We start from the raw sequence: 20,779 nt of genomic DNA, 5'->3' as shown, positions 1-20,779 counted from the left end.
GAAGCACTCACATCAGCTACACTGACCCGAGCAGCATAGCTAACCCCCGACGTGTCTACTTTCCGGGGGTCAGGCCCCTCACCACACCGCTACCATTTCAGTCTTCTGAACACACCGGTACCAAAAACTCGCATCTGACAGTAGATTTACTACAGAATTGAATGCTATTTGTTGTCGTAGTCTTGGTCACCGGAGGCACCGTACATGGTGGTCTTCAGAATTGGCCCCAGAGTGAGGATAGAGGTGCCAAACCCTGATACGACAAGGGCCGCAGCTGGGCCGATGGCACTTACAACAGGTGCCCCGATGATGTATCCAATAAGCATTGCGGAGCTGTTAATTGAACCCATCGTAGAAAGGGCTTTGGGTTTCACTTCATCAGGTACGGATCCGACAACGATTATGCGTAGTGCGGCCACCTGAGCAGCATTGCAGACTCCGCCCAGGAGGAAACATGGGATGCAGAGCCACAATGAGGGAAATAGTCCAGGTAAAGCTATGAAACACCCCATAGCGAATCCTGCCCCGGCCAGGACTTTCCCAGCGTTCTGTGAGTGAAGGCGAGCTGAAAGCCGTGCGCCAAAGATGCGGCCCACGATAAATGCTTGGGCAATGATGGCATATAACGTACCGCTGACGTGGAGGGTCTGTGTCGCATAGAAGACAAGCGAAACGTTGAAAATCGAGGTGCAGATAATTGCTCCCCAAATGCTGGTTAACGCGGACCGAGCGCTTCTATTCTTCAGCAAAAGGGAAGGTGCTTCGAGGACCTTCTGGAGAAAACTCGGTGAAGAATCTTTGGTTTCTGAATGAAGCAGTGTTTTCGGGGGCGAGGATTTATAAAGGAAATAAAAAGCAAGTAGCGAGACTCCAACGGCGCAAGCTTCAACGAAGAGCGCTGTCTGCAGGTTTCTTTGGTCCAGTAGTAATCCACCTAGAGGTGGTCCAAGGAATCCACTGCCAAGTCGGGCTGTGTCCAAGAGGGAGAAGGCTTTCGCCTGCTGTCCTTCGCCGACCTGAGAGTCAGCGATGGTGAAAATGGATGGAATTGACAGTCCGCTTAAGCATGCGGTGACGAGATTTCCGACAATGAGGATCAATGGCTCTGGATAGGCTGCCATTGATAACAGGCCCAGAAGATCTAAGAAGAGTGCAGCAAGCGCAATGTGATAGCTGTTGAATTTGTTGAAGAGTGGGGCCAGAAAGGGGACTGCAAAAACTTGAGCGCAAGTACCCGAGATGAAGATGCTTGCCACCAACAGTTCGCCTTTGTTGAGTTCGGCGAAGTGGAGTGAAATCGAGAGGCTGGTCATTGACCCGCACACTGACAATAAAAAATATGTGGCGGTCAAGGTGTAGATAGATGAAAGTCCTTCGTCACCACTGTTTCTAGGGGGATGCATTTAGGCTGCAACTGTTTCGTTGCCCTGGCCGCTGAACGGACCTGAACCTCCTACTGTGACTACTTCGGAAAGCGTTTCGGAGGTAAGCATTATTTCTCCCATATGTGATGACGATTACATACAACAAGGTAATGATGTGAGTCTCTCATTTCAAGGGCGTAGCGGAGGCAGCTCTTGCACTGTGTACAGGAAAAAGTAGTGCTAGCGCTAGTGACCTTCGCTCTCGTGCGAAACACAATACAGAGCATGAAAAAGCTTGTGGTTGGCATGATTGCCGTGGTGGCCGTGATTGTGGTGGCGTTTGTAGGGTTTGTGGGATTCATGCAGTGGGTGGACGCAGACAGCGTGACCGGTGATGACGGCGTGGCTGCCGGATATAGCGCTGAGACAGGTGGCCCGCTGGAAGCGTCGTTTGCGGGCGAGGGGCCGCACGAGGTCGACGTGCGGCGTGATGGCGACGTGACCATCGCGGCACCGACAGGCGCGGGACCGTTTCCGGCGGCGGTCATGGCTAATGGCACGAACACGCCGTTGAGCAGCTACCTGCCCGTGGCGGAGCACCTGGCTAGTTGGGGCTTCGTGGTCGTCGGCGATGAGACTCCCCACACAGGTACAGGAGAGAATGTCGTGCACTTGATTGAGCGCTTGCCGGAACTGGATTCTCGTGCGGACCGATCACGAGTCGGCATTTTTGGCCACTCACAGGGTGGTGCGGGTGCCATCAACGCTGCGGCCCACACGGAGGTAGCAGCTGTGTATGCGGCGAGCCCGGCCTCCCACAAAGTGGCACAGTCCAATGACTGGGACTACAACACGGCTGACGTAGAGGAACCGCTATTCCTGATGACGAGCGATGGCCGTTCGGACCGCTGGCTTGTTAGTCCGTGGTCAGACTTGCAGGAGAACTTTGAATCAGCTGGTGGTCCGGCAATCATTGCCCGCCGCCTGGGCGCGGACCACAAGGACGTTCTAGAGTTCGGGGACAGTTACGCCACCGCGTGGTTCCGCTACATTCTTGCTGATGATCCTGATGCGAGAGATGTGTTCGTTGGCACCTCACCAGCGGGCGCCGGTGAGCTAGCGAGCAACGCGCTTTGGGACCGAGTGGTCACCCGTGGCTGGTAGCTCGCCGGGCCTTTCGACATTCCGCGCGGTGCACCTAACGCGCTAAAAGCCATCTGCGCTCACACACCCCCTTCGGAGGAAGTGTGGTTCACAAAAATTGGTAGCCCTGATAAATTTCAAGTGAATTGTCAACCGGGCTGCGCCACGTCAGCCCGTACAAGCGGGACCGAATGAACCATGCAGACAAAGGAGAAAGGCCACGTCGAGGGCCTCTATATTGATGAAAACTTCGAGCTGCGCGCTGGGGCCGTCACGTTCGGGGAGAGTATTGAGGGCATAGTGCTTGGCGACGTCCCCCAAGCCGAGGCTGCCTGGCGCGCCGGGGACTCGGATGCGTTGCTGTGGGTGCCCGGCTTCGTGGACCTACACAACCACGGCGGCAACGGCGGGGGATTCCCCAACGGCGACTACGAGCAGTGCCTAGCCGCCGCCCGCTTCCACCGCGCGCACGGCACAACGACACTGCTGGCCAGCTTGGTCTCCGGCACGCAAGAAGAACTCTGCGCCCGGGCGGAGCTTTTAGCCCAGCTGGCTGAAGAAGGCGAGATCGCCGGAATCCACATGGAGGGCCCCTTCATCGCTGCGGCCAAATGCGGCGCACAGGACCCCTCGCGCATCGTGCCCGGTGACCCGGACTTCTTCCGCGCGGTCATCGCCGCGGCCCGCGGCCACCTGCGTTCGATTACCTTCGCGCCGGAAACGGAGAACGTCGACAAGCTGCTCGACGTCTGCGCGGAGCATGGCATCATCGCCAGCCTGGGCCACACCGAGGCCGATTATGACACCACGCTGAGCGTTATCGCCAAGGCTAAGGAGCTCGGCCTGACCGTGACCGGAACGCACCTCTTTAATGGCATGCCTTCTATTCACCACCGCGCGCCGGGCCCGGTAGCGGCTTTGCTCACCGCAGCGAAGGCGGGGGATGTGTCCGTCGAGCTCATCGCAGATGGTGTGCATCTTGTTGACGGCGCCGTGGACATGGCTCACAGTCACTGCGCCTTCGCCATCACTGATGCCATGGCGGCGGCCGGCATGGCCGACGGTGACTATGAGCTGGGTTCGCTGCCTGTCACCGTGAGCGGGGGAGTCGCGCGCGTGCCCAGCGGTGCTATCGCGGGCGGCACCTCTACATTGTCCCAGCAATTCGCCAGCTTCGCCGAGCGCCATGGTCTGGGCGAGGCGGTGCGTTTTACCTCCACCACGGCAGCCGACGTGTTGGGGGAGACGAATCTAGGCCGCATCGCGGTTGGCGCGCGCGCCAACCTGGTTGGCCTTAACTCTCACTACCAACCGGTGCGCGTCATCGTCGACGGCGCGGACATCCCACTCTCTTAAACACACAGGAAGGCATCTCATGGAAATCCTCATCCGCTCCACGCCGGCCGAAGTGGCCGTGGAGGCCGCTGACATCTTCGCGCACTACGCCAACGCCGGCGCCACCTTGGGCCTGGCCACAGGATCGACCCCGGTAGCGATGTACAAGGAGCTCATTACGCGCCATGAGCGCGGCGAGGTGAGCTTTGCCCGCAGCCGCGCATTCTTGCTTGATGAATACATCGGGCTGGAGCGTACCCACGAGCAGTCCTACTATTCCACCATCCGCCGCGAATTCACCAGCCACGTGGATTTCGATGATGACCTGGTAAAAAGCCCCGCTGGTGACTCCGATGACCCCGCCACCGCCGCGGCCACCTATGACAAGGCCATCCGTGATGCCGGCGGCGTGGACATCCAGCTGCTGGGCATCGGGGCCAACGGGCACGTCGGCTTCAACGAGCCGTCGAGCTCCCTGCAATCACGCACCCGCATCAAGACGCTGCACCCGCAAACCGTGCAGGACAATGCCCGCTTCTTTGACAACGAAGACGAGGTCCCGCGCCACGTGCTGACCCAAGGATTGGGCACCATCAGTGAGGCCCGCCACCTGCTCTTGTTGGCCACTGGCAGCAACAAGGCCAGCGCGGTCCACGCCATGGTGGAAGGCCCGCTCTCCGCGCACTGCCCCGCGTCGATCCTGCAGTGGCACCAGCGCGCCACGGTGATCCTCGATGAAGCCGCCGCCTCCCAGCTGGAGGACCGCGAGTACTACGTTTTCGCGGACAAGCACCGTCCGCACCGCCCACTCTTTTCCTAAAAACTCCATCTAATTCCTTACTAGTGTGAAAGGACTCCTCGCATGAAAATCGATGTCATGGGGCCGCTGCAGCGGCTCGGAAAAGCCCTCATGGGCGCTGTGGCGGTGCTGCCCGTCGCGGCGATCCTCAGTGGTGTTGGCTACTGGATCTCCAGCGCGGCTGGCCCGGATAACCTCGCCGCCCAGCTGCTGATCAGCTCCGGCGACGCGGTCCTGGCCAACTTGGGCTGGATCTTCGCCATCGCCATTGCCTTCGGCCTGGCCAAGGATTCCAACGGTGCCGCGGCACTCTCTGGCTTCCTGGCCTTCGCCACGTTTATGAAACTGCTCGGCCCGGAGGCCGTGGCCGGCTACCGCGGCATCGAAGACCCCACCGCGCTGACCGGCGATGAAGCCCTGGAATGGGCCTCGGAAGGCTGGAACGCCGTGGGTGGCGGCAACGTCCTCTTCGGCATCCTCGCCGGCGTCATGGCGGCCTGGGTATATAACCGCTTCCACGGCACCAAGCTGCCGGACTTCCTGGCCTTCTTCTCAGGCCGGCGCCTCGTACCGATTCTTACCGCCGTCATCGCCATAGTGATTTCCGGCATTCTCTACTTCGTGTGGCCGTTCATCTACAACGCGCTCTTTAACTTCGGTACCTCCATCCAGGGCCTGGGCGCGGCGGGCGCCGGCATCTACGGTGTGGCCAACCGCCTGCTCATCCCGACTGGCCTGCACCACGCGCTGAACTCCGTCTTCTGGTTCGATGTCATCGGTATCAATGACATCGGCAACTTCCAGGCCGGTCAGAAGACCATCGAGGCAGCCGCGGCCGCCACCTCCGCAGCTGACTGCCCGGGCATTTGGGCCAACGGTCAGTGCACGGTCGAGGGCGTCGTCGGCCGCTACCAGGCCGGCTTCTTCCCGGTCATGATGTTCGGCCTGCCGGGCGCGGCACTTGCCATGTACCTGCGCGCGGATAAGAGCAAGCGCAAGGTCGTCGGTTCCTTGATGGCCGCAGGTGCTTTGGCCTCCTTCTTCACCGGCGTGACTGAGCCGCTGGAGTTCTCCTTCATGTTCGTCGCCCCGCTGCTCTACGTGGTGCACGCGCTGCTGATGGGCCTGTCCGTCTTCATCGCTTCCACTATGGAGTGGACCGCCGGCTTCGGTTTCTCGGCCGGTTTCGTGGACATGTTGCTCTCCTCGCAGAACCCGCTGGCCAACAAGTGGTACATGCTGCTGGTCATGGGCGTGGGCTTCTTCGCCCTGTACTTCGTCATCTTCTACTTCCTCATCGGCTGGCTCAACCTCAAGACCCCGGGCCGCGGTGAGGACGATGCGGTAGCAGACCCCATGGAGGATTCCGCTACCGGCGATGACAAGACTGCTCGTGATGCCGCGCGCATCATCGAGGGCCTCGGCGGCAAGGACAACATTGACTCACTGGACTACTGCACCACGCGCCTGCGTGTGGGCGTGAAGGAGCGCGCGCTTGTCGACGACTCCGTGATCAAACGCGCCGCCATCTCCGGCGTCATCCACCCCTCGGAGAAGAGCGTCCAGGTCATCGTGGGCCCGGCCGTGCAATTCATGTATGACGAGGTCAGCCACCAGTTGCGCCACGGTTCTCCGGTCCTCGCCACGGCGGGTGCTGCGAGCGCCGCAGGTGCTGGAGCCAGCGCCGCTTCCGCTCAGCGCGTCAGCGGTAATACCGCTGGTGGTGATGCCGTTGACGTGGATGTGCGTGCCCCGTTCGCCGGTGACGTCGTCGCGCTTTCCCAGGTCCCGGATGCGTCCTTTGCGCAGGGCATGGTGGGCGAAGGCTTCGCGGTGATGCCTGATGCCGTCGATGCCTTCGACGTCTGCGCCCCGGTCGACGGCACCATCACCATGGTCTTCAAGACCCGCCACGCCTTCGGCATGAAGACCGCGGATGGGCTGGACTTGCTCATTCACATCGGCATCGACACCGTGGAGCTCAAGGGCGAAGGTTTCACCGCCCTGGCCAAGAAGGGCGATACAGTCACCGCCGGCACACCGATCATCGCGGTGGAGGCGCAGAAGCTGCGCGAGCGCGGCGTCAACCTCATCACCCCGGTGGTGTGCCCGACGGCCAAGCAGGTCGCCGGAGTCGACATCGCTCGCGAGGGCCATACCCAACCAGGCGAGGTTGCTGCAACCGTCAAGTGCAGCAGCTAACCTAACCCGGCCCATCGCAGGGGGGCGATGGGCTAGTCGGTGCCGTGCAACAGGCGCGGCACCACCTTGCCCGTGGCATTGCGCGGCAGCTTGTCCAAGAAGTGGACGTCGCGCGGCACGGAGTGGTCGGCGAGGTTCTCGCGGACCCAGGTGCGGATGCTATCGGCAGTCACGGTGTTGCCCAGGGCATCCCGCGTAGTCACCGCCCACACGGCGATGCGCTGGAAGGTGGTTTCATCCTCCACGCCGCCGGCATGCACCTCCGCGATGCCCGGCATGGCCTCGAGCACCTCCGTCACCGACTGCGGGTGCACGTTCTCGCCGCCGACAATGATCATGTCATCCGCGCGGCCCACCACATGCAGGTAGCCCTCGGGGTCGATATAACCCAAGTCCCCGATGGAGATGAGGCCATCGACCTTGTTGAGCGGGATCTTGGGGTTGGTATAGCCAATGAGCGCGGTGGAGTTGGTCAGGTAAATCTCACCGACCTCACCGCGGGGAACCTCGTTGCCTTCCTCATCGAGGATGCGCAGCTTTGTGCCGGAGGCAATCTTGCCGCCGATGGTGGGATCCTTGGCCACCTCTTCCATGCTGGCCGTCGATGCCAGCGCCAGCTCCGTGGAGCCATAGACATTGCAGAGAATCGGGCCGAAGCGCTCGTGGGTTTCCTTGACGATCTCCGGGGTGAGCGCATGCCCGGCGGAGGCAATGAACTTCAGGCTCGAGGTATCGAAGGCCGAATCCGGGTCAACCTCAACCATCTGGCGGAAGAAGACGGGGGAGGAAAGCAGACCATCGAGCTGGTAGCGCTGGATATCATCCAGTGCGGCCGCCGGGTCAAAGACGCGGCGGGTGACGATGGTATTGCGCAGGCCCAACGCGATGTTGAGGCAGGCCCAGCCCCACGTGTGGAAGATGGAGGCGGTCATCTGCACCTTCTGGTCCCCGCGCCACGGCACCGCATCCACGATGGACGCAACCACCACCGGCAGCGTCGGTTCCGGGCGCATGATTCCCTTGGGGATGCCCGTGGTGCCGGAGGACATCAGCACGATATGCCCGTGCTTGGGCCAAGTGGGAAGCTTGTGCTTCTCGACGTCCCGCGGATTCTCCACGATCTTGCGCAGCGTTGCCGCTTGCGCCAGCTCGGTAGGGATCTCTTTACCGGACTCGTGGCCAATCACCACGTGCAGGCCAGCAATGGTGCTAGAGCTGTCGAGGCGGTCGATGAATTCATCATCGATAACGAGCACGTTGATGCGGTTTTCCTCAATGCACCCGGCAAGCTGCTCGGGGGAGGAACCGACGTTGAGCAAAAAGATGTGTGCCCCCGCATAGCCCTTGGCAGCCAGCGGGGTGATGATGCCGCGGCCATTGCGGGCCATCACGCCGAGGCGAATCTCCTCCAGCCCCAAAGACAGCAGCCAGCGCGCGAAGGTTTGGGATTCTTCGCGCAGCTGGCGGTAGGTGAGGGCCCCGTCGTCGTCGATAAGCGCCAGGCGTTCCGGGCAGGTCATGTATGCCTGCTCTACTTCGCGGGCGGTGGTGAAGCGGTAACGCGCGAGGACCGGCGCAGTCAGGGCCACCGCCCGTGGCCCGCCGGCGGGGCTAATGAGGCCGGCGCGGAAGAGCGAAGGGATAAAGCGCGCGAGGGCGGCGGCGTGGAAGGTTACATCAGAAAGCTTCATAAGGTTCTCATCGAGGGGAGGGGAGAAGAGGTTACGGAGACGGCGGACTCGCCACAATTAAAACTACAAACTGTTAAAGGTGTTGCTATTGTTACATAAGCTTAGACCGTCAACGTAGTCTATTATGGTTTCGGTCTAGAACATACTCTTTCGGAAGGACATTAGTCACGTGAAGTCTACTCAGCGCATCGCTGCTCTCTGCGCCTCCCTCCTCGTGGCGGTAGGCCTGTCCCAAGCTCCGCAGGCAGTTGCCGGCGAGCGAAACCTCGTCGCTTTTGGTGATTCCGTGCTGGCGGATCCGCAACTTGATACCTACCTTGCCTCGCGGGTGGGCTCTTCTCAGCGCAATCCGAGCCTGAACTGCCCGTCTGGCAATAACTACGCCAAGCGCACCGCTGCCAAGCTGGGTATGCCGGTGGCGGATTTCTCCTGCTCTGGTGCTGTGTCCATGTCCCAGGGGCCGCAGGTGAACGCGCAGATCGACGATGCTATTCGCCGCGGCGCGCTCAGCGGGGATACGCAGCGCGTGCTCTTCTCTAGCGGTTTCAACGACACGTACAACAACGCCGGGCTTTCCGACGGTGACCTGCGCGCCCGCTGGGTCGGTGCCAACGCGCCGCTGATTCACAAGATCCGCGCGGCAGCCCCCAATGCACGCATCCAGATTGTGGGTTACCCGACCATCGGCTCGGGCGACCGCTACTGCCTTATCCACTTTGGTCCGAAGCCGGCCGACGCCACGGCCCTGCCGATGGTGCAGCGCTATGAAAACGTCGCGCAGTGGATGCAGGTGGACCTGGCGCGCGCTACTGGAACCGAGTTCGTGGACATGAAGCCAATGACCTGGGATCGCGGTATGTGTGCCGACGCCGACAAGCGCCTATGGGCGGGTCTGGTGGACTTCTCCGCGGGGCCGGGCAACCTGCCGCTGCACATTAATGCTCGCGGTCACGAGTTTGTGGCCAACCACCTCGCTAGCTTCTAGAGGGATTTGAATCTTGTTGGGCCCGGGCGACGCCGCCCGGGCCTTTCGCGTACCCTCGCGAGCATGACTGTTAATGAAAACGTAAATGAAAACAACTCCCAGCAAGGTGCGGAGGTTGTCCGCGGCGTGATTGCGCGCGCGAAGGGCGAGCCCGTCGAGACCGTCAACATCGTCGTGCCCGCCCCGGGCGAGCACGATGTCGTGGTCAAGATTCAGGCCTGCGGTGTCTGCCACACCGACCTGGCTTACCGCGATGGCGATATTGAGGATGCCTTCCCCTTCCTGCTCGGGCACGAGGCTGCGGGCGTCGTCGAGCGCGTGGGCGATGCTGTCACCCACGTCGAGGTCGGGGACTTCGTGGTCCTGAACTGGCGCGCGGTGTGCGGCGAGTGCCGCGCTTGCAAGAAGGGCGAGCCGAAGTACTGCTTCAACACCCACAACGCCTCCGCGAAGATGACGCTCGCGGACGGGGATAAGGATGCCGGCACTGAGCTCAGCCCGGCGCTCGGCATCGGCTCCTTCGCCGAGAAGACCCTGGTCCACGAAGGCCAGTGCACAAAGGTCAACCCGGAGGCGGATCCGGCCGCCGCGGGCCTGCTGGGCTGTGGCGTGATGGCCGGTTTGGGCGCTGCGGTGAATACCGCAGACGTCAAGCGCGGCGAGTCCGTCGCGGTCTTCGGCTGCGGTGGCGTGGGCATGGCGGCCATCGCCGGCGCGGCGTTGGCTGGTGCCTCCAAGGTCATCGCCGTGGACCTGGACCCGGACAAGCTGGAGCTGGCTAAGAAGTTCGGCGCTACCCACACGGTTGCGGCGAAGGACAAGTCCGAAGAAGAGGTCATCGAGGCCGTCCGCGAGCTCACCGAGGGCTTCGGCACCGACGTGGCCATTGACGCCGTGGGCATTCCCGTTACCACCCGCCAGGCCTTCTACTCCCGCGACCTGGCCGGCCGCATGGTCATGGTGGGCGTGCCGAACCTCACCAGCCGCTTCGACGTCCCGGCCATTGACTTCTTCGGCCGCGGCGGTTCACTCAAGTCCTCCTGGTATGGCGATTGCCTGCCGGAGCGTGACTTCCCCATGTACGTCGACCTCTCCTTGCAGGGCCGCTTCCCGCTCAAGGACTTCGTGACCGAGCGCATTGGTCTCGACGACGTGGAAGAGGCCTTCGCTACCATGAAGGCCGGCAAGGTACTTCGATCCGTAGTGGAGCTGTAAATGATCATTGAACAGTTTGTAACTTCAGGAAAGTTCCGCCTCGACGGCGGCGAGTGGGACGTGGACAATAACGTCTACATCCTGGCCGCAGGTAGCGCGACTAGCGACGCCGAGTGCTACATCATCGATCCTTCCCACGACGCGGAGCGCGTCATCGAAGAGGTGGGCCAGCGCACGGTCAAGGGAGTTATTCTCACCCACGCGCACAACGACCACTGCGAGCTCGCTCCCCAGGTGGCTGAGCACTTCGATGTGTCCATCTACTTGCACCCGGATGACCGCCCCCTGTGGGAGGAAACGCACGAGGACGCGACCTTCGTTCCGCTGGAGGATAACCAGCTCTTTACCGTGGGCGATAGCGACTTCGTGGTCTTCCACACGCCGGGCCACTCGCCGGGATGCGTGGTGCTCTACATTGCGGACGAGGCCACGCTTCTGTCGGGCGATACTCTCTTCAACGGCGGGCCCGGCGCCACCGGCCGCAAGTACTCCGACTTCGACGTCATCATCGAGTCCCTGCGCAATCGCGTGCTGAACCTCCCGCCGGAGACCCGCGTCCTGCCGGGCCACGGCGATGAGACCACCATTGGCGCTGAGGCAGCGCGCATCGATGAGTACGTCGCGCGCGGTTACTAACTCTTAAACCTTGGCCTAGAGCTTAGCTCTAGGCCGGCGTGCGGGCGGCCTTTACTCCTGCCACCACCGTGGCGGCGAGTGAAAGTCCGAACCAGACCCACGCATCCGCCACGCCCGCGCTGAAGGCGCGGGCTTTTTCTTGCACCGCGAACTGCGCATCCGTGCTTAAGACTGCGGGTAGTGTTGCACTGCCGTAGCTCAAGATAAACAGCACGCCGATGAGCACGAAGAATGCGCCCGATACGAGGGAGAGGGTATTCGTGCGCACGGGGCCCAGAGTGACTTCGCGTCCGCGAAGCCACGACCACGAACCCACATCGAGGCGCTCCCACAGCGCAGCCAGCACAAAGAGCGGCGCGGCCATGCCCGCGGCATAAGCCACCATGATGAGCCCGCCGTAGAGCGCGCTTCCCGACGCAGCGGCCGTGGTGAGGACAGCGCCCAGGAGTGGGCCCGCGCAAAAGCCGGCGAAGCCATAAACCGCGCCGAGCAGAAACACTTTGCCCCGTGCTTTGCCGGACAGGGCATCCATGCCGGGGATGCGGAAGCCACCGCCCAGGGCGGTAAAGATTCCCAGCGCAATGATGATCCAGCCCGCCACCGTGATGACTTGGCTACGATACTGCGCCAGCACCGCGGCCAAGCCCATGCCGATGGGCACGAGCGTGGTACACAGACCCAAAAAGAAGACCAAAGTCTTGAACAGCAGCTGGCGCTGCGAATCGAAGGCATAGGCAAAGAAGGCTGGCACCAACAGCGCTGAACAGGGGCTGATCAAGGTCAGCACGCCGGCGATGACGGCGCCGAAGATTCCGATGCTCACAGGCTCACCCCCACTGCATAACCGCCCAATAAGGCGGTCACAATAACCAGCGCGATGAAGACCCACACGATCAGCGGTGGTTTAGGCATTGGCCGCCTTTCCCAGCTGCTCTTGGATGATCTGTTCAAAAGCCTCGGGCGGCTGCGCACCACCGACGAACTGATCTCCGACCACGAATGCCGGGGTGCCCGTAATGCCGATCTGGGAGGCATAGCTGGTGGCCGTTTCAACGACCTCAGTGTAGGTATCATCCGTGGCCTGCTGGCGGAACTTATCCAGGTCCGCAACGCCCGCCTTCTTGGCAAACTTCATGAAGTCCTCGATGCCGAATTCCGGGTGGCCACTGATGTCCTTGCTGGCGGCATAGAGCTCGTGCTTGAACTCCTGGAACTTACCCTGCGCCGCGGCCGCGCGCCCAGCCTTGGCGGCCTCGATGGCGGCGGGGCCGTTTACAGGGTAGTCATTCCACTCGATGCGTACCAGGCCCTTTTCCACGTACTTCTTAAGGATATCCGGCTCGGTGACATTGGCGTGGCGGGAGCAGAACGGGCACTCGAAATCGGAGAACTCCGAAATCACCACGGGCGCATCCACCGCACCCACGGCGAAAGGATCGTTCTCCTTTTTGCGGTGTACCACCGTGATATCCCTAGACATGGTGTCACCGCCGGGCCCGAACATCATCGGGTCACCCTTCCCATCGGAGAACTTCGTGCCGGGCGTGGCCTTGGCGGCATCTTTCGCCAGGTCTTCGGCTGTCGCCGTGCTCGTTGCGGTCTCCTGCGCTGCGGGAGTGCTTTCATCGCCGGAAGAGGTGCGCTCTGCAAGCAGGAAGCCAATGATGACGGCCAAGATAACAACGATCACCAACAATCCCCATGCCACGGGGCTGATGGTGGATAGCGCTGATTTCTTCGAATCACTGGTGGGGCGAGAGGATGAACTAGGCATGCGATTACCTTAACGCGTTTAGACCCGTTTGGGTGAGGCGGCTCCTGATACAGGGCGGGGATGCTTAAGGACGTCCTGAAACTAGGCGGGGAGGCTTAAGCACGTACGGATCGATCAAATAAGGCCTCAGATTCCGTTGGTTTTCGGACCTTATTTGATCGATATGTACCTCGGTCTCAGCCCTCTTGGGCAGCGGCGAGAAGATAACGGCCATAGCCGGACTTCAGGAGGGGCTCTGCCAGCTCCGTGAGTGCCGCGGCATCGATGAAGCCTTCCGCAAAGGCTGCGACCTCCGGCGAACCAATGACGGTGCCGGTACGCTTCTGCATCACCTCGACGTAGGCCGAAGCCTCACTCATGGAGTCCACCGTGCCGGTATCCAGCCAGACATCACCGCGCTGCATGCGCTTGACGCGTAGCCGCCCGCGGCGCAGGTACTCCTCGTTGACAGCGGTGATCTCTAGTTCCCCGCGCGCGCTGGGCGTGATGGACTTGGCAATCTCCACCACGGAATTGTCATAGAAGTACAAGCCGACCACAGCGTGGTTGGACTTGGGCGCGGCGGGCTTTTCCTCGATGGATAGAGCCTGGCCTGCGGAGTCAAAGTCCACAACGCCATAGCGCTGCGGATCGGAGACCTCGTAGGCAAAGATGATGCCGCCGTCTGGGCGGTGGCATTCGTTCAGCGCGGTGGAGAAGCCGTGGCCGTCAAAGATGTTGTCACCCAGGACAAGGGCCACGTCATCCTCGGCGATGAAGTCTTCGGCGATGAGGAAGGCCTGGGCCAAGCCTTCGGGGCGCGGCTGCACCGCATAGTGCAGCATGAGGCCGAGCTGGGAGCCATCGCCAAGCAGGCGTTGGAAGGCGGCCTGGTCTTCTGGGGTGGTGATGATGAGGATCTCGCGTATGCCGGCCTGGATCAGGGTGGTCAGGGGATAGTAGACCATCGGCTTGTCATAGATGGGCATGAGCTGCTTCGAGATGCCCTTGGTGATGGGGTAGAGGCGGGTCCCAGAACCTCCTGCGAGAATGATGCCCTTCATAGGCTTTAAGCTTATCGGAGGGGTCTCGCGCTGGGGTGCGGCGGCGCGGGCTGGCGAGCATAACACTTAACTTCCCACATAACATAACATGTGGGAAGTTAAGTGTTATGTTGAGTGTTATGCTCTATTTGCGCAGCCTGTAGCGCTGCTTAGGGCTGCGTCCGGGTTCAGTCTTTTCGGCGATGTTATCGCGGATGAGCTCATTCAGTGCTTTCTGGACCGCTGTCCGGCTGAGCTTTGTAGCCTCAACTAATTCGGTTGTCGATACGGACGGGCTGCCGTGGAGCAGGTGTTCCACATGGTCACGTGCGGTGCCATAGCGTTCCTGGGTGGCTACCCTGCGGCGGTGGAAGATGATGGTAAAGCTGTCGAGCCGGTTGATAATTTCCGGTTTGGGCATGAGTGCATCAGCTAAGGCCTGATGAATGGTGGCGATGCCCGTGCCGCGGTTCTCTGCGGCGACGCCGCCTTCTGGCAAGGGAATGTCCTCTAGGAACGTGGCTAGGCGTTGATTGCGGGTAGAGCTGACGCCGGCTTCTCCAAGATTTCGGAGAGTAACCCCGCCATATAGGCCTCCCGGATTGGTGATTTCCAAGCGATCAACGAACATGTTGATTTGCACCTGACTGCCGCGAGCGGTCGGGGAGTAGTCACGGTGCATGAGCGCATTGACTAGTGCTTCACGAACAGCGACCAGTGGATAATCCGGAAGTGCGGTCCGGGATTTATCGCCGATAAAGCCGGCGGTGCGCATGTTCTTCTTTACGATGTCGATGCCTTCGCTCACGAGCTCTGGAATCGTGCCGTGAAGGGTAGCGCTGTCGAGAAGGCGAACGCCCGTGGTGACATCACCTTTCGACGTTCCGGGGAACAGGGCGAAGGTGACCGTTAATCGAGGGAAGAACTCCTGCGGGTAGTCTCCCATGACAAGAAGTGAGGCCAGCGTGGGGCGGCCGTCCTTGAGGACTCGCAGGCGCTTGAGGGCTGTGTCCTGTCCATTCGCAAAGGTCTTGGGGCGGCGCTCTTTCTGCACTTGGAGGAAGGCGTCAAGAGTGGCACCCTCAATGTCTTCCAGTGTGGCATCCGGGATGGCGTCCTCATCCCAGGTTGGTTGTGTGTGCTCTTCAACGAGTCGATTTACTTCGTACTGGGACAGGCGCGTATCACCATCGCCGGTGCGAATATAGCTCCCTTTGTACAGCCCCCTTTCGGCCACATAGCAGGGCTTATCGCGCGCGGGAAGCTCGTCAATCTCTGCGACGAGTATGTTGCTGCTTTCAAATTCGATGATGTCGATTTGCGGGCGGACCGGCGGGATGAGCTGTTGGCAGCGAGTCTCCAATTGGTCTTGGGCGGTGGAGGCAGAGAACTTCTTAACTGGGGTGAAGCCGTCCTGCTCTGAAAGGCCGATGATGAGCGTCCCGCCGTCCCCGTTTGCGAAGGCACTGAGCGTGGAAAGTACTTCCTTGCTGACGGAAGATTTTACCTCTACGGATTGCTTATCGCTGCCGATAACTCGCAGCTGTGCAATTAACTCATCAAGCTCAGAAGGGGTCATGAGCAGGCCTTTCTCTCTACATGCCACTCAACATAACACATAACATAACACGTGGGAAGTTAAGTGTTATGTTGAGTGTTATGCTGGGTAAAGCCCCAGGTAGAGTGCCAAAGCGGCCCGCCAATTCATAGGTTTAAAGCCGGTGGCTTCAATCTTGGACAGATCGAAGGTGGACTCCTTCGGGCGGGGAGCCTCGGGCCCGGCGATCTCGCGGTACTGCTCGGTGCTCACCGGCGTGACATCCGCAGGGTCCTGGCCCACGCCGGTGAAGACGGCCATGGCAATTTCATCGCGTCCCACCGCATCACCGGAGTTGGAGATGTTGTACACGCCGTACTCGGCTTCGGTCTTGAGCAGGTGGATGATGCCCTTGGCGAGGTCCTCGGCAAAGGTGGGGCGCCCGCGCTGATCGTGGATGACGGAGGGCTTGACCCCCTTATTCGCCAGCGAGCGCATCGTGGACATGAAGTTGGCGCCATCGCCAAAGACCCACGAGGTACGGATGACATAGTGGCGCGGGGCGGTTTGCGCGGCGGTATCGCCCGCGGCTTTCGACGCCCCGTAGGCCGACAGCGGGGAAGGCATCTCCTTTTCGGAGTGGACCTCGTTAGAACCGTCGAAGATGTAGTCGCTGGACACGTGCACCAAGGTCAGGTTATTCTCTGCCGCAATCCGCGCGAGCTTCGCCGGTGCGGAAGCGTTGACCGCCCAGGCCGCGGCGCGATCGTCCTCCGCACCGTTGACATCGTTATAGGCCGCGCAGTTGATGATGGCGGAGTACTGCTTCCACGGGCGGGCAGGCGGGTTGGTGATATCGAAATCTTCGTGCCCGCAGAACTCCACCGCACCCAAGCCAGCGGAGGGCAGGAATTTCTGCAGGGCGCGGCCCAGCTGCCCGTTGGCCCCGGTGACCAGGATGCGGCGAGGGGGCATGGGGGAGACGTCGGCAAGCGCGGGGTGCCCCTTGTCCTTGTCGGAGATCTCCGTCGGCTCCAGCGGCCAGTCCACCATGTCCAGGTTGACGCAGGTGTATTCCGCATCCGGGGACCAGTGGTCATTGACCAGGTAGGAGTAGGCGCAGGCCTCCAGCGCCTGGAAACCGTTCGCCACGCCGCGCGGCACGAAGACCGCCACGTCCTCGCGTAGCTCGTGAGTCACCAGCTGCCCGAAGGTGGCAGAGCCCTCACGCAGATCGCACCACGCGCCGAAGGCCCGGCCGGAGGCCACGGAGACCAGCTTGTCCCAGGGCTCCGCGTGCAGCCCACGCGTGACACCCTTCTCCGCATTGAAGGAAACGTTGTTTTGCACCGGTTGGAAGTCTGGCAAGCCGGCCGCCACCATCTTCTCGCGCTGCCAGTTCTCCTTGAACCAGCCGCGGTTATCCCCGTGGACGTCGAGCTCCACAATGAGCAGGCCTTCGATGGCCGTTGACTGCACCTTCATGGCTATTTATTGTCCTTGCTTCGCATAGTTGGCTTCGACTTCTTCCTTGCCCGCGCGCCACCACTCCTCGTGGGTGCGGTACCACTCAATGGTGGCGGCCAGGCCCTCCCGCAGATCCGTGTAGCGCGGGGCCCAGCCCAGCTCGCGGCGCAGCTTGCTGGCATCCATGGCGTAGCGCTGGTCATGGCCCGGGCGGTCCGCCACGTGCTCGAAACGCGCCCGACCATTATCCGTCGCCCCCATGAGCTCACAGATCATCTCGATGACCTGGCGGTTATTCGTATCCTCCTGGTCGGCGCCGATGTTATAGGTCTCCCCAAGGCGCCCGCGGTCCAGGATGGCGAGCACCGCCTCATTGTGGTCATCCACGTGAATCCAATCCCGCACTTGCTCGCCCGTGCCATAAAGCTTCGCAGGCTGGCCTAGAAGCAGGTTGGTGATCTGCCGCGGAATGAACTTCTCAATGTGCTGGTAGGGGCCGTAATTATTGGAGCAATTCGAAATGGTTGCCCGCAGCCCAAAACTGCGCACCCACGCGCGCACCAGGTGATCCGAACCGGCCTTCGAGGCCGAATAGGGCGAAGACGGGTTATAGGGAGTCTCCTCGGTGAAGTAGGTATCGGCGCCAATCTCCAGGTCCCCGAAAACCTCATCGGTGGAGATATGATGGAGGCGCACATCGTGGCGGCGGCAGGCCTCCAGCAGCACGAAGGTACCCATGATGTTGGTGTGGAGGAAGGGTGAAGGATCCCGCAGGGAGTTGTCATTGTGGGATTCCGCCGCGAAGTGCACCACGGTATCGGCGTGCGCTACGAGCTTGTCGACGACCCCCTCATCCGCTACGTCTCCCACCACGAGCTCGGCGTCCACGCCGTCGAGGTTGGCGCGGTTGCCCGCGTAGGTGAGCTTATCCAGGACGGTGATTTCCACCTCCGGGCGCTGCTGGGCCACGAGCCGCACGAAGTTTGCACCAATAAAGCCGGCGCCGCCGGTAACAAGCAGTCTGCGCATGGTCTCCCAGTTTAGAGCATGCCCTGTTTAGGCGACTGTGGGGAAATGAGGCAGCGCCGGTTGATCCAGCCACTGTGCCACGAGCTTGTCGACGTCACCCGGGTTCTCAGCAACCTTGCGCATGCGGCTGATGAGGTCCTCCGGGGTCACGACCGAGTGCTGCGCTGCGGTGAGGTAGTCCCGCACCGTGGCAAAGAAGGCCTCATCGCCTACGAGGCAGCGCAGCGCGTGGACGGTCAGAGCGCCGCGCTTGTAGACGCGGTCATCAAACATATCGCGCGTACCAGGATCACTGAGCACGATGTCCTGCTTCTTGCGGGCCAGCACCTGATAGTGCGAGCGCGCCGATTCATGTGCTGGGCGGCCATGCGCATGCTCGAACCACAGCCACTCGCAGTAGCAGGCGAAACCTTCGTTGAGCCAGATATCCTTCCACTCCGAAAGGCCCACGGAGTTGCCGAACCACTGGTGGGAGAGCTCGTGCGCGATGAGCCGCTCGAAGACGTGATCACCCTTGACGTGATTGGAACCGAAAATGGACAAGCCCTGGGCTTCGAGGGGGATTTCCAGCTCATCGTCGGTGATGACTACTTGGTAGTCGGAGAAGGGGTAGTGGCCAAAGAGTGCGGAGTAGAAATCCACCATCTCCTGCTGCTGGGCAAATTCTTCGAGTACCACCTGCTTGAGGCGGGCCGGCGCCCACGCGCGGACGTTGGGGCCGAGGGGAATGTCGATGTATTCGCCGACCTGGACCGTGGCCAAATAGGTGGCCATAGGGTGCTTGACGCGGTAGTGCCAGCGCGTCATGGATCCGCCCGCGCGGCGGCGAGAGACCAGCTTGCCGTTGGAGATGACAACGAAAGGATCATCCGCGGTGATGCGAATATCGTAGGTGGCCTTCGCGGACGGAGTGTCATCACAGGGGAACCAGCTGGGGGCGCCGTTGGGCTGGCTGGCCACCAGCGAGCCTGACTCTGTTTCTTCCCACCCGATGTCACCCCACGGCGTGCGCAGCGGGCGGGGTGCTCCGCCATACCGAATGCAAAGCTCAAACTCTTGGCCTTCGGCGATCATGTCGGCAAAGTTTAGGCGCAGCTTTCCGCCGGACAGGCGGAATTTGGCCACGCGCGGCGCGTGCTTCGCCGTGATGCGGCGAGCCACCATAGCGCCGCCGAGGTCGAGGGTGAGCTTGTCTAGGTCCTCCAGCGCACGAATATGGAGCACGGCTTCACCCTGGAGCAGGTTGGGCTCCACGCGGTAGGTCAGATCCAAGTCATAGTGGGTGACCTCGAAGCCGAGGTTGAAATCCACCCCCGTGTAGCTATCTCGAGTGAGTGCGGCGCGGTCGCGAGCGGCTGAGATATGCGAAAGGGCGGTGGATAGCAGCTTCATAATGCCGCTATCCTACCGCCCTTGTCCGGCTTGTCCGAAGCCAGGGGAGCGCGCACGGTGTGACGTGCGCGGCTTGCTGTTTAGGAGTTGAAGGCTTCCTCAAAGGTAGGCCAGGACTTCACTAGGTCCTCGCGCCAGCCCGGCCAGGAGTGCGTACCCACATTGCGGAAGTTGTAGTTTGCCGGAATGTTCTGCTGATCCAGCTTTGCCTTGAGCATGTGGGTGCAGTGGTTCACGGCCGCCTCGATGACGCCGCCTTCTACCTGCAGCTGCGCTGAGCCCAGATAAGCAGCCGCCGGGTTGTATCCCTTGTTGATGTAATAAGACGGCGTATCCTGCTCACCCGCGAAGCCCGATGCAGAGGAGATGTACAGCTTGGTGCCGCGCAGCTTCTCGGAGTTCATCAGGGCGTCGTTGTAGCGGTTGTAGGCAGAGCCCATTGGGCCCCACATCTGCTCCGGCTGGCCGCCACCGCGGTTGACGGTGAGGCGCAGGAACTCGTACTCGGTGGGGTAGGCGGTTGCGGCACAGCCGGCGAAGGAACCGACCGCGTCATAGAAGCCCTGATTGTGCTGGGCAAGCAGCAGCGAGGACGTTGCGGACATGGACATGCCGGCGATGGCGCGCTTATTGCTTGCGTTCAGGCGAGCTTCCAGCGGGCCAGGCAGCTCCTTGGTCAGGAAGGTCTCCCACTTCTGCGGGCCCTTGAGGTACTTGCCGTTAGGCTCTTCCAACCAGTCGGTGTAGTAGGAGAAGGCGCCCGCCTGCGGAACCACAACGTTGACGTCCTTGTCCGTGTAGAAATCCACGACATCGGACATGTACAGCCAGTCGGAGTCCTGCTCGGCGGAACCAGCGCCGTTGAGCAGGTAGACCGTCGGGCGGTCCGGGTTCTTGGCTGGGATAACAGCCAGCGGAATGGCGCGGCCGTTCATGGCCGGCGACGTAGCTTCCAGCTTGAGAACGCGGGCATCATCCTTGTAGTGGTCATACCACTTCTGGCTCTCCACCTCTGGGGTGACCTGCAGGTCCGAGATGGTGGATAGGGCAGTGTCACCCGCAACCTGCTGCGGGGTGATGGTGGCAGCACCTGCAACGGGGCTGACTAGCGCGGCTGCGCTGAGCGCGCCGGCGGCGAGGAGAGAGCTGAGACGCTTCATTACGTTCCTTTTTTCAACAATTGGTACG

At 61.4% G+C, this 20,779-nt stretch carries 17 protein-coding genes; 7 read left to right on the top strand and 10 right to left on the bottom strand.

The features are described 5' to 3' along the window. Positions 1-164: 164 nt before the first annotated feature. On the bottom strand, positions 165-1,403 hold the full coding sequence (locus tag QP999_RS02465) for an MFS transporter (RefSeq protein WP_046647863.1): 1,239 nt from the start codon (positions 1,401-1,403) through the stop codon (positions 165-167). A 246-nt stretch (positions 1,404-1,649) separates the two neighbouring features. Here QP999_RS02465 and QP999_RS02460 point away from each other — a divergent pair, with 246 nt between their 5' ends. The 4 genes from QP999_RS02460 to nagE all read left to right on the top strand — a co-directional run bounded on the left by QP999_RS02460 (position 1,650) and on the right by nagE (position 6,843). Then, on the top strand, positions 1,650-2,528 hold the full coding sequence (locus QP999_RS02460; RefSeq protein ID WP_046647862.1) for an alpha/beta hydrolase family protein: 879 nt from the start codon (positions 1,650-1,652) through the stop codon (positions 2,526-2,528). Positions 2,529-2,705: 177 nt separating this feature from the next. Further along, positions 2,706-3,863 carry an N-acetylglucosamine-6-phosphate deacetylase gene (locus QP999_RS02455; protein ID WP_070521269.1) on the top strand — a complete coding sequence of 386 codons (1,158 nt, stop codon included), beginning with the start codon at positions 2,706-2,708 and terminating at the stop codon, positions 3,861-3,863. A gap of 19 nt (positions 3,864-3,882) precedes the next feature. Next, a complete protein-coding gene (nagB, locus tag QP999_RS02450; RefSeq protein ID WP_046647861.1) occupies positions 3,883-4,662 on the top strand; it encodes a glucosamine-6-phosphate deaminase in 780 nt (259 codons plus the stop codon). A 42-nt stretch (positions 4,663-4,704) separates the two neighbouring features. Next, positions 4,705-6,843 (top strand): N-acetylglucosamine-specific PTS transporter subunit IIBC, encoded by a 2,139-nt coding sequence (gene nagE, locus QP999_RS02445; RefSeq protein WP_070521266.1) that lies wholly within the window; start codon positions 4,705-4,707, stop codon positions 6,841-6,843. A 32-nt stretch (positions 6,844-6,875) separates the two neighbouring features. On the opposite strand, the gene QP999_RS02440 is transcribed toward nagE, so the two are convergent. Beyond that, positions 6,876-8,534 carry an acyl-CoA synthetase gene (locus QP999_RS02440; protein WP_070521263.1) on the bottom strand — a complete coding sequence of 553 codons (1,659 nt, stop codon included), beginning with the start codon at positions 8,532-8,534 and terminating at the stop codon, positions 6,876-6,878. 169 nt (positions 8,535-8,703) lie between these two features. Here QP999_RS02440 and QP999_RS02435 point away from each other — a divergent pair, with 169 nt between their 5' ends. From QP999_RS02435 to QP999_RS02425, 3 genes are all read left to right on the top strand, one after another. Further along, a complete protein-coding gene (locus QP999_RS02435) occupies positions 8,704-9,519 on the top strand; it encodes a GDSL-type esterase/lipase family protein (protein ID WP_070521261.1) in 816 nt (271 codons plus the stop codon). 63 nt (positions 9,520-9,582) lie between these two features. Beyond that, positions 9,583-10,734: an S-(hydroxymethyl)mycothiol dehydrogenase gene (locus QP999_RS02430; RefSeq protein ID WP_070521258.1), complete on the top strand. Its 1,152-nt coding sequence runs from the start codon at positions 9,583-9,585 to the stop codon at positions 10,732-10,734. Continuing rightward, positions 10,735-11,370 (top strand): MBL fold metallo-hydrolase, encoded by a 636-nt coding sequence (locus QP999_RS02425; protein ID WP_070521255.1) that lies wholly within the window; start codon positions 10,735-10,737, stop codon positions 11,368-11,370. It begins immediately after the preceding gene. Between the two features lie 28 nt (positions 11,371-11,398). Here QP999_RS02425 and QP999_RS02420 read toward each other — a convergent pair whose 3' ends face one another. The 8 genes from QP999_RS02420 to QP999_RS02385 form a co-directional block, all read right to left on the bottom strand. Then, positions 11,399-12,193 (bottom strand): cytochrome c biogenesis CcdA family protein, encoded by a 795-nt coding sequence (locus QP999_RS02420; protein ID WP_070521252.1) that lies wholly within the window; start codon positions 12,191-12,193, stop codon positions 11,399-11,401. 81 nt (positions 12,194-12,274) lie between these two features. Then, the gene (locus QP999_RS02415; protein ID WP_118781231.1) at positions 12,275-13,144 is read right to left on the bottom strand and encodes a DsbA family protein; all 870 of its coding nucleotides are present in this window, start codon (positions 13,142-13,144) and stop codon (positions 12,275-12,277) included. 176 nt (positions 13,145-13,320) lie between these two features. Then, positions 13,321-14,187, bottom strand: coding sequence for a glucose-1-phosphate thymidylyltransferase RfbA (gene rfbA, locus QP999_RS02410; RefSeq protein ID WP_070534049.1), 867 nt, complete (start codon positions 14,185-14,187; stop codon positions 13,321-13,323). Between the two features lie 124 nt (positions 14,188-14,311). Beyond that, positions 14,312-15,745: an ATP-binding protein gene (locus QP999_RS02405; protein ID WP_284847580.1), complete on the bottom strand. Its 1,434-nt coding sequence runs from the start codon at positions 15,743-15,745 to the stop codon at positions 14,312-14,314. A 78-nt stretch (positions 15,746-15,823) separates the two neighbouring features. Further along, positions 15,824-17,188 (bottom strand): sugar nucleotide-binding protein, encoded by a 1,365-nt coding sequence (locus QP999_RS02400; RefSeq protein ID WP_144268921.1) that lies wholly within the window; start codon positions 17,186-17,188, stop codon positions 15,824-15,826. Positions 17,189-17,194: 6 nt separating this feature from the next. Further along, entirely contained in the window at positions 17,195-18,199 is a 1,005-nt protein-coding gene (rfbB, locus tag QP999_RS02395; RefSeq protein ID WP_239248843.1) for a dTDP-glucose 4,6-dehydratase, read from the bottom strand. Positions 18,200-18,226: 27 nt separating this feature from the next. Next, a complete protein-coding gene (locus QP999_RS02390) occupies positions 18,227-19,591 on the bottom strand; it encodes a M1 family metallopeptidase (protein WP_154761898.1) in 1,365 nt (454 codons plus the stop codon). Positions 19,592-19,671: 80 nt separating this feature from the next. Then, a complete protein-coding gene (locus tag QP999_RS02385; protein ID WP_284847579.1) occupies positions 19,672-20,751 on the bottom strand; it encodes an alpha/beta hydrolase in 1,080 nt (359 codons plus the stop codon). Positions 20,752-20,779: the final 28 nt, after the last annotated feature.

The sequence above is a fragment of the Corynebacterium sp. MSK004 genome (genome assembly GCF_030232515.1).
Lineage (GTDB): Bacteria > Actinomycetota > Actinomycetes > Mycobacteriales > Mycobacteriaceae > Corynebacterium > Corynebacterium hesseae.
The sequence above is the reverse complement of the archived record's forward strand: the minus strand, read 5'-3'. Positions and strand labels throughout refer to the sequence as shown.

Bases quoted from the DNA above. Each gene is read 5' to 3' on its own strand.
- QP999_RS02465 (WP_046647863.1), bottom strand. From the start codon at position 1,403: ATGCATCCCCCTAGAAACAGTGGTGACGAAGGACTTTCATCTATCTAC.
- QP999_RS02460 (WP_046647862.1), top strand. From the start codon at position 1,650: ATGAAAAAGCTTGTGGTTGGCATGATTGCCGTGGTGGCCGTGATTGTG.
- QP999_RS02455 (WP_070521269.1), top strand. From the start codon at position 2,706: ATGCAGACAAAGGAGAAAGGCCACGTCGAGGGCCTCTATATTGATGAA.
- nagB (WP_046647861.1), top strand. From the start codon at position 3,883: ATGGAAATCCTCATCCGCTCCACGCCGGCCGAAGTGGCCGTGGAGGCC.
- nagE (WP_070521266.1), top strand. From the start codon at position 4,705: ATGAAAATCGATGTCATGGGGCCGCTGCAGCGGCTCGGAAAAGCCCTC.
- QP999_RS02440 (WP_070521263.1), bottom strand. From the start codon at position 8,534: ATGAAGCTTTCTGATGTAACCTTCCACGCCGCCGCCCTCGCGCGCTTT.
- QP999_RS02430 (WP_070521258.1), top strand. From the start codon at position 9,583: ATGACTGTTAATGAAAACGTAAATGAAAACAACTCCCAGCAAGGTGCG.
- QP999_RS02425 (WP_070521255.1), top strand. From the start codon at position 10,735: ATGATCATTGAACAGTTTGTAACTTCAGGAAAGTTCCGCCTCGACGGC.
- QP999_RS02415 (WP_118781231.1), bottom strand. From the start codon at position 13,144: ATGCCTAGTTCATCCTCTCGCCCCACCAGTGATTCGAAGAAATCAGCG.
- rfbA (WP_070534049.1), bottom strand. From the start codon at position 14,187: ATGAAGGGCATCATTCTCGCAGGAGGTTCTGGGACCCGCCTCTACCCC.
- QP999_RS02405 (WP_284847580.1), bottom strand. From the start codon at position 15,745: ATGACCCCTTCTGAGCTTGATGAGTTAATTGCACAGCTGCGAGTTATC.
- QP999_RS02400 (WP_144268921.1), bottom strand. From the start codon at position 17,188: ATGAAGGTGCAGTCAACGGCCATCGAAGGCCTGCTCATTGTGGAGCTC.
- rfbB (WP_239248843.1), bottom strand. From the start codon at position 18,199: ATGCGCAGACTGCTTGTTACCGGCGGCGCCGGCTTTATTGGTGCAAAC.
- QP999_RS02390 (WP_154761898.1), bottom strand. From the start codon at position 19,591: ATGAAGCTGCTATCCACCGCCCTTTCGCATATCTCAGCCGCTCGCGAC.
- QP999_RS02385 (WP_284847579.1), bottom strand. From the start codon at position 20,751: ATGAAGCGTCTCAGCTCTCTCCTCGCCGCCGGCGCGCTCAGCGCAGCC.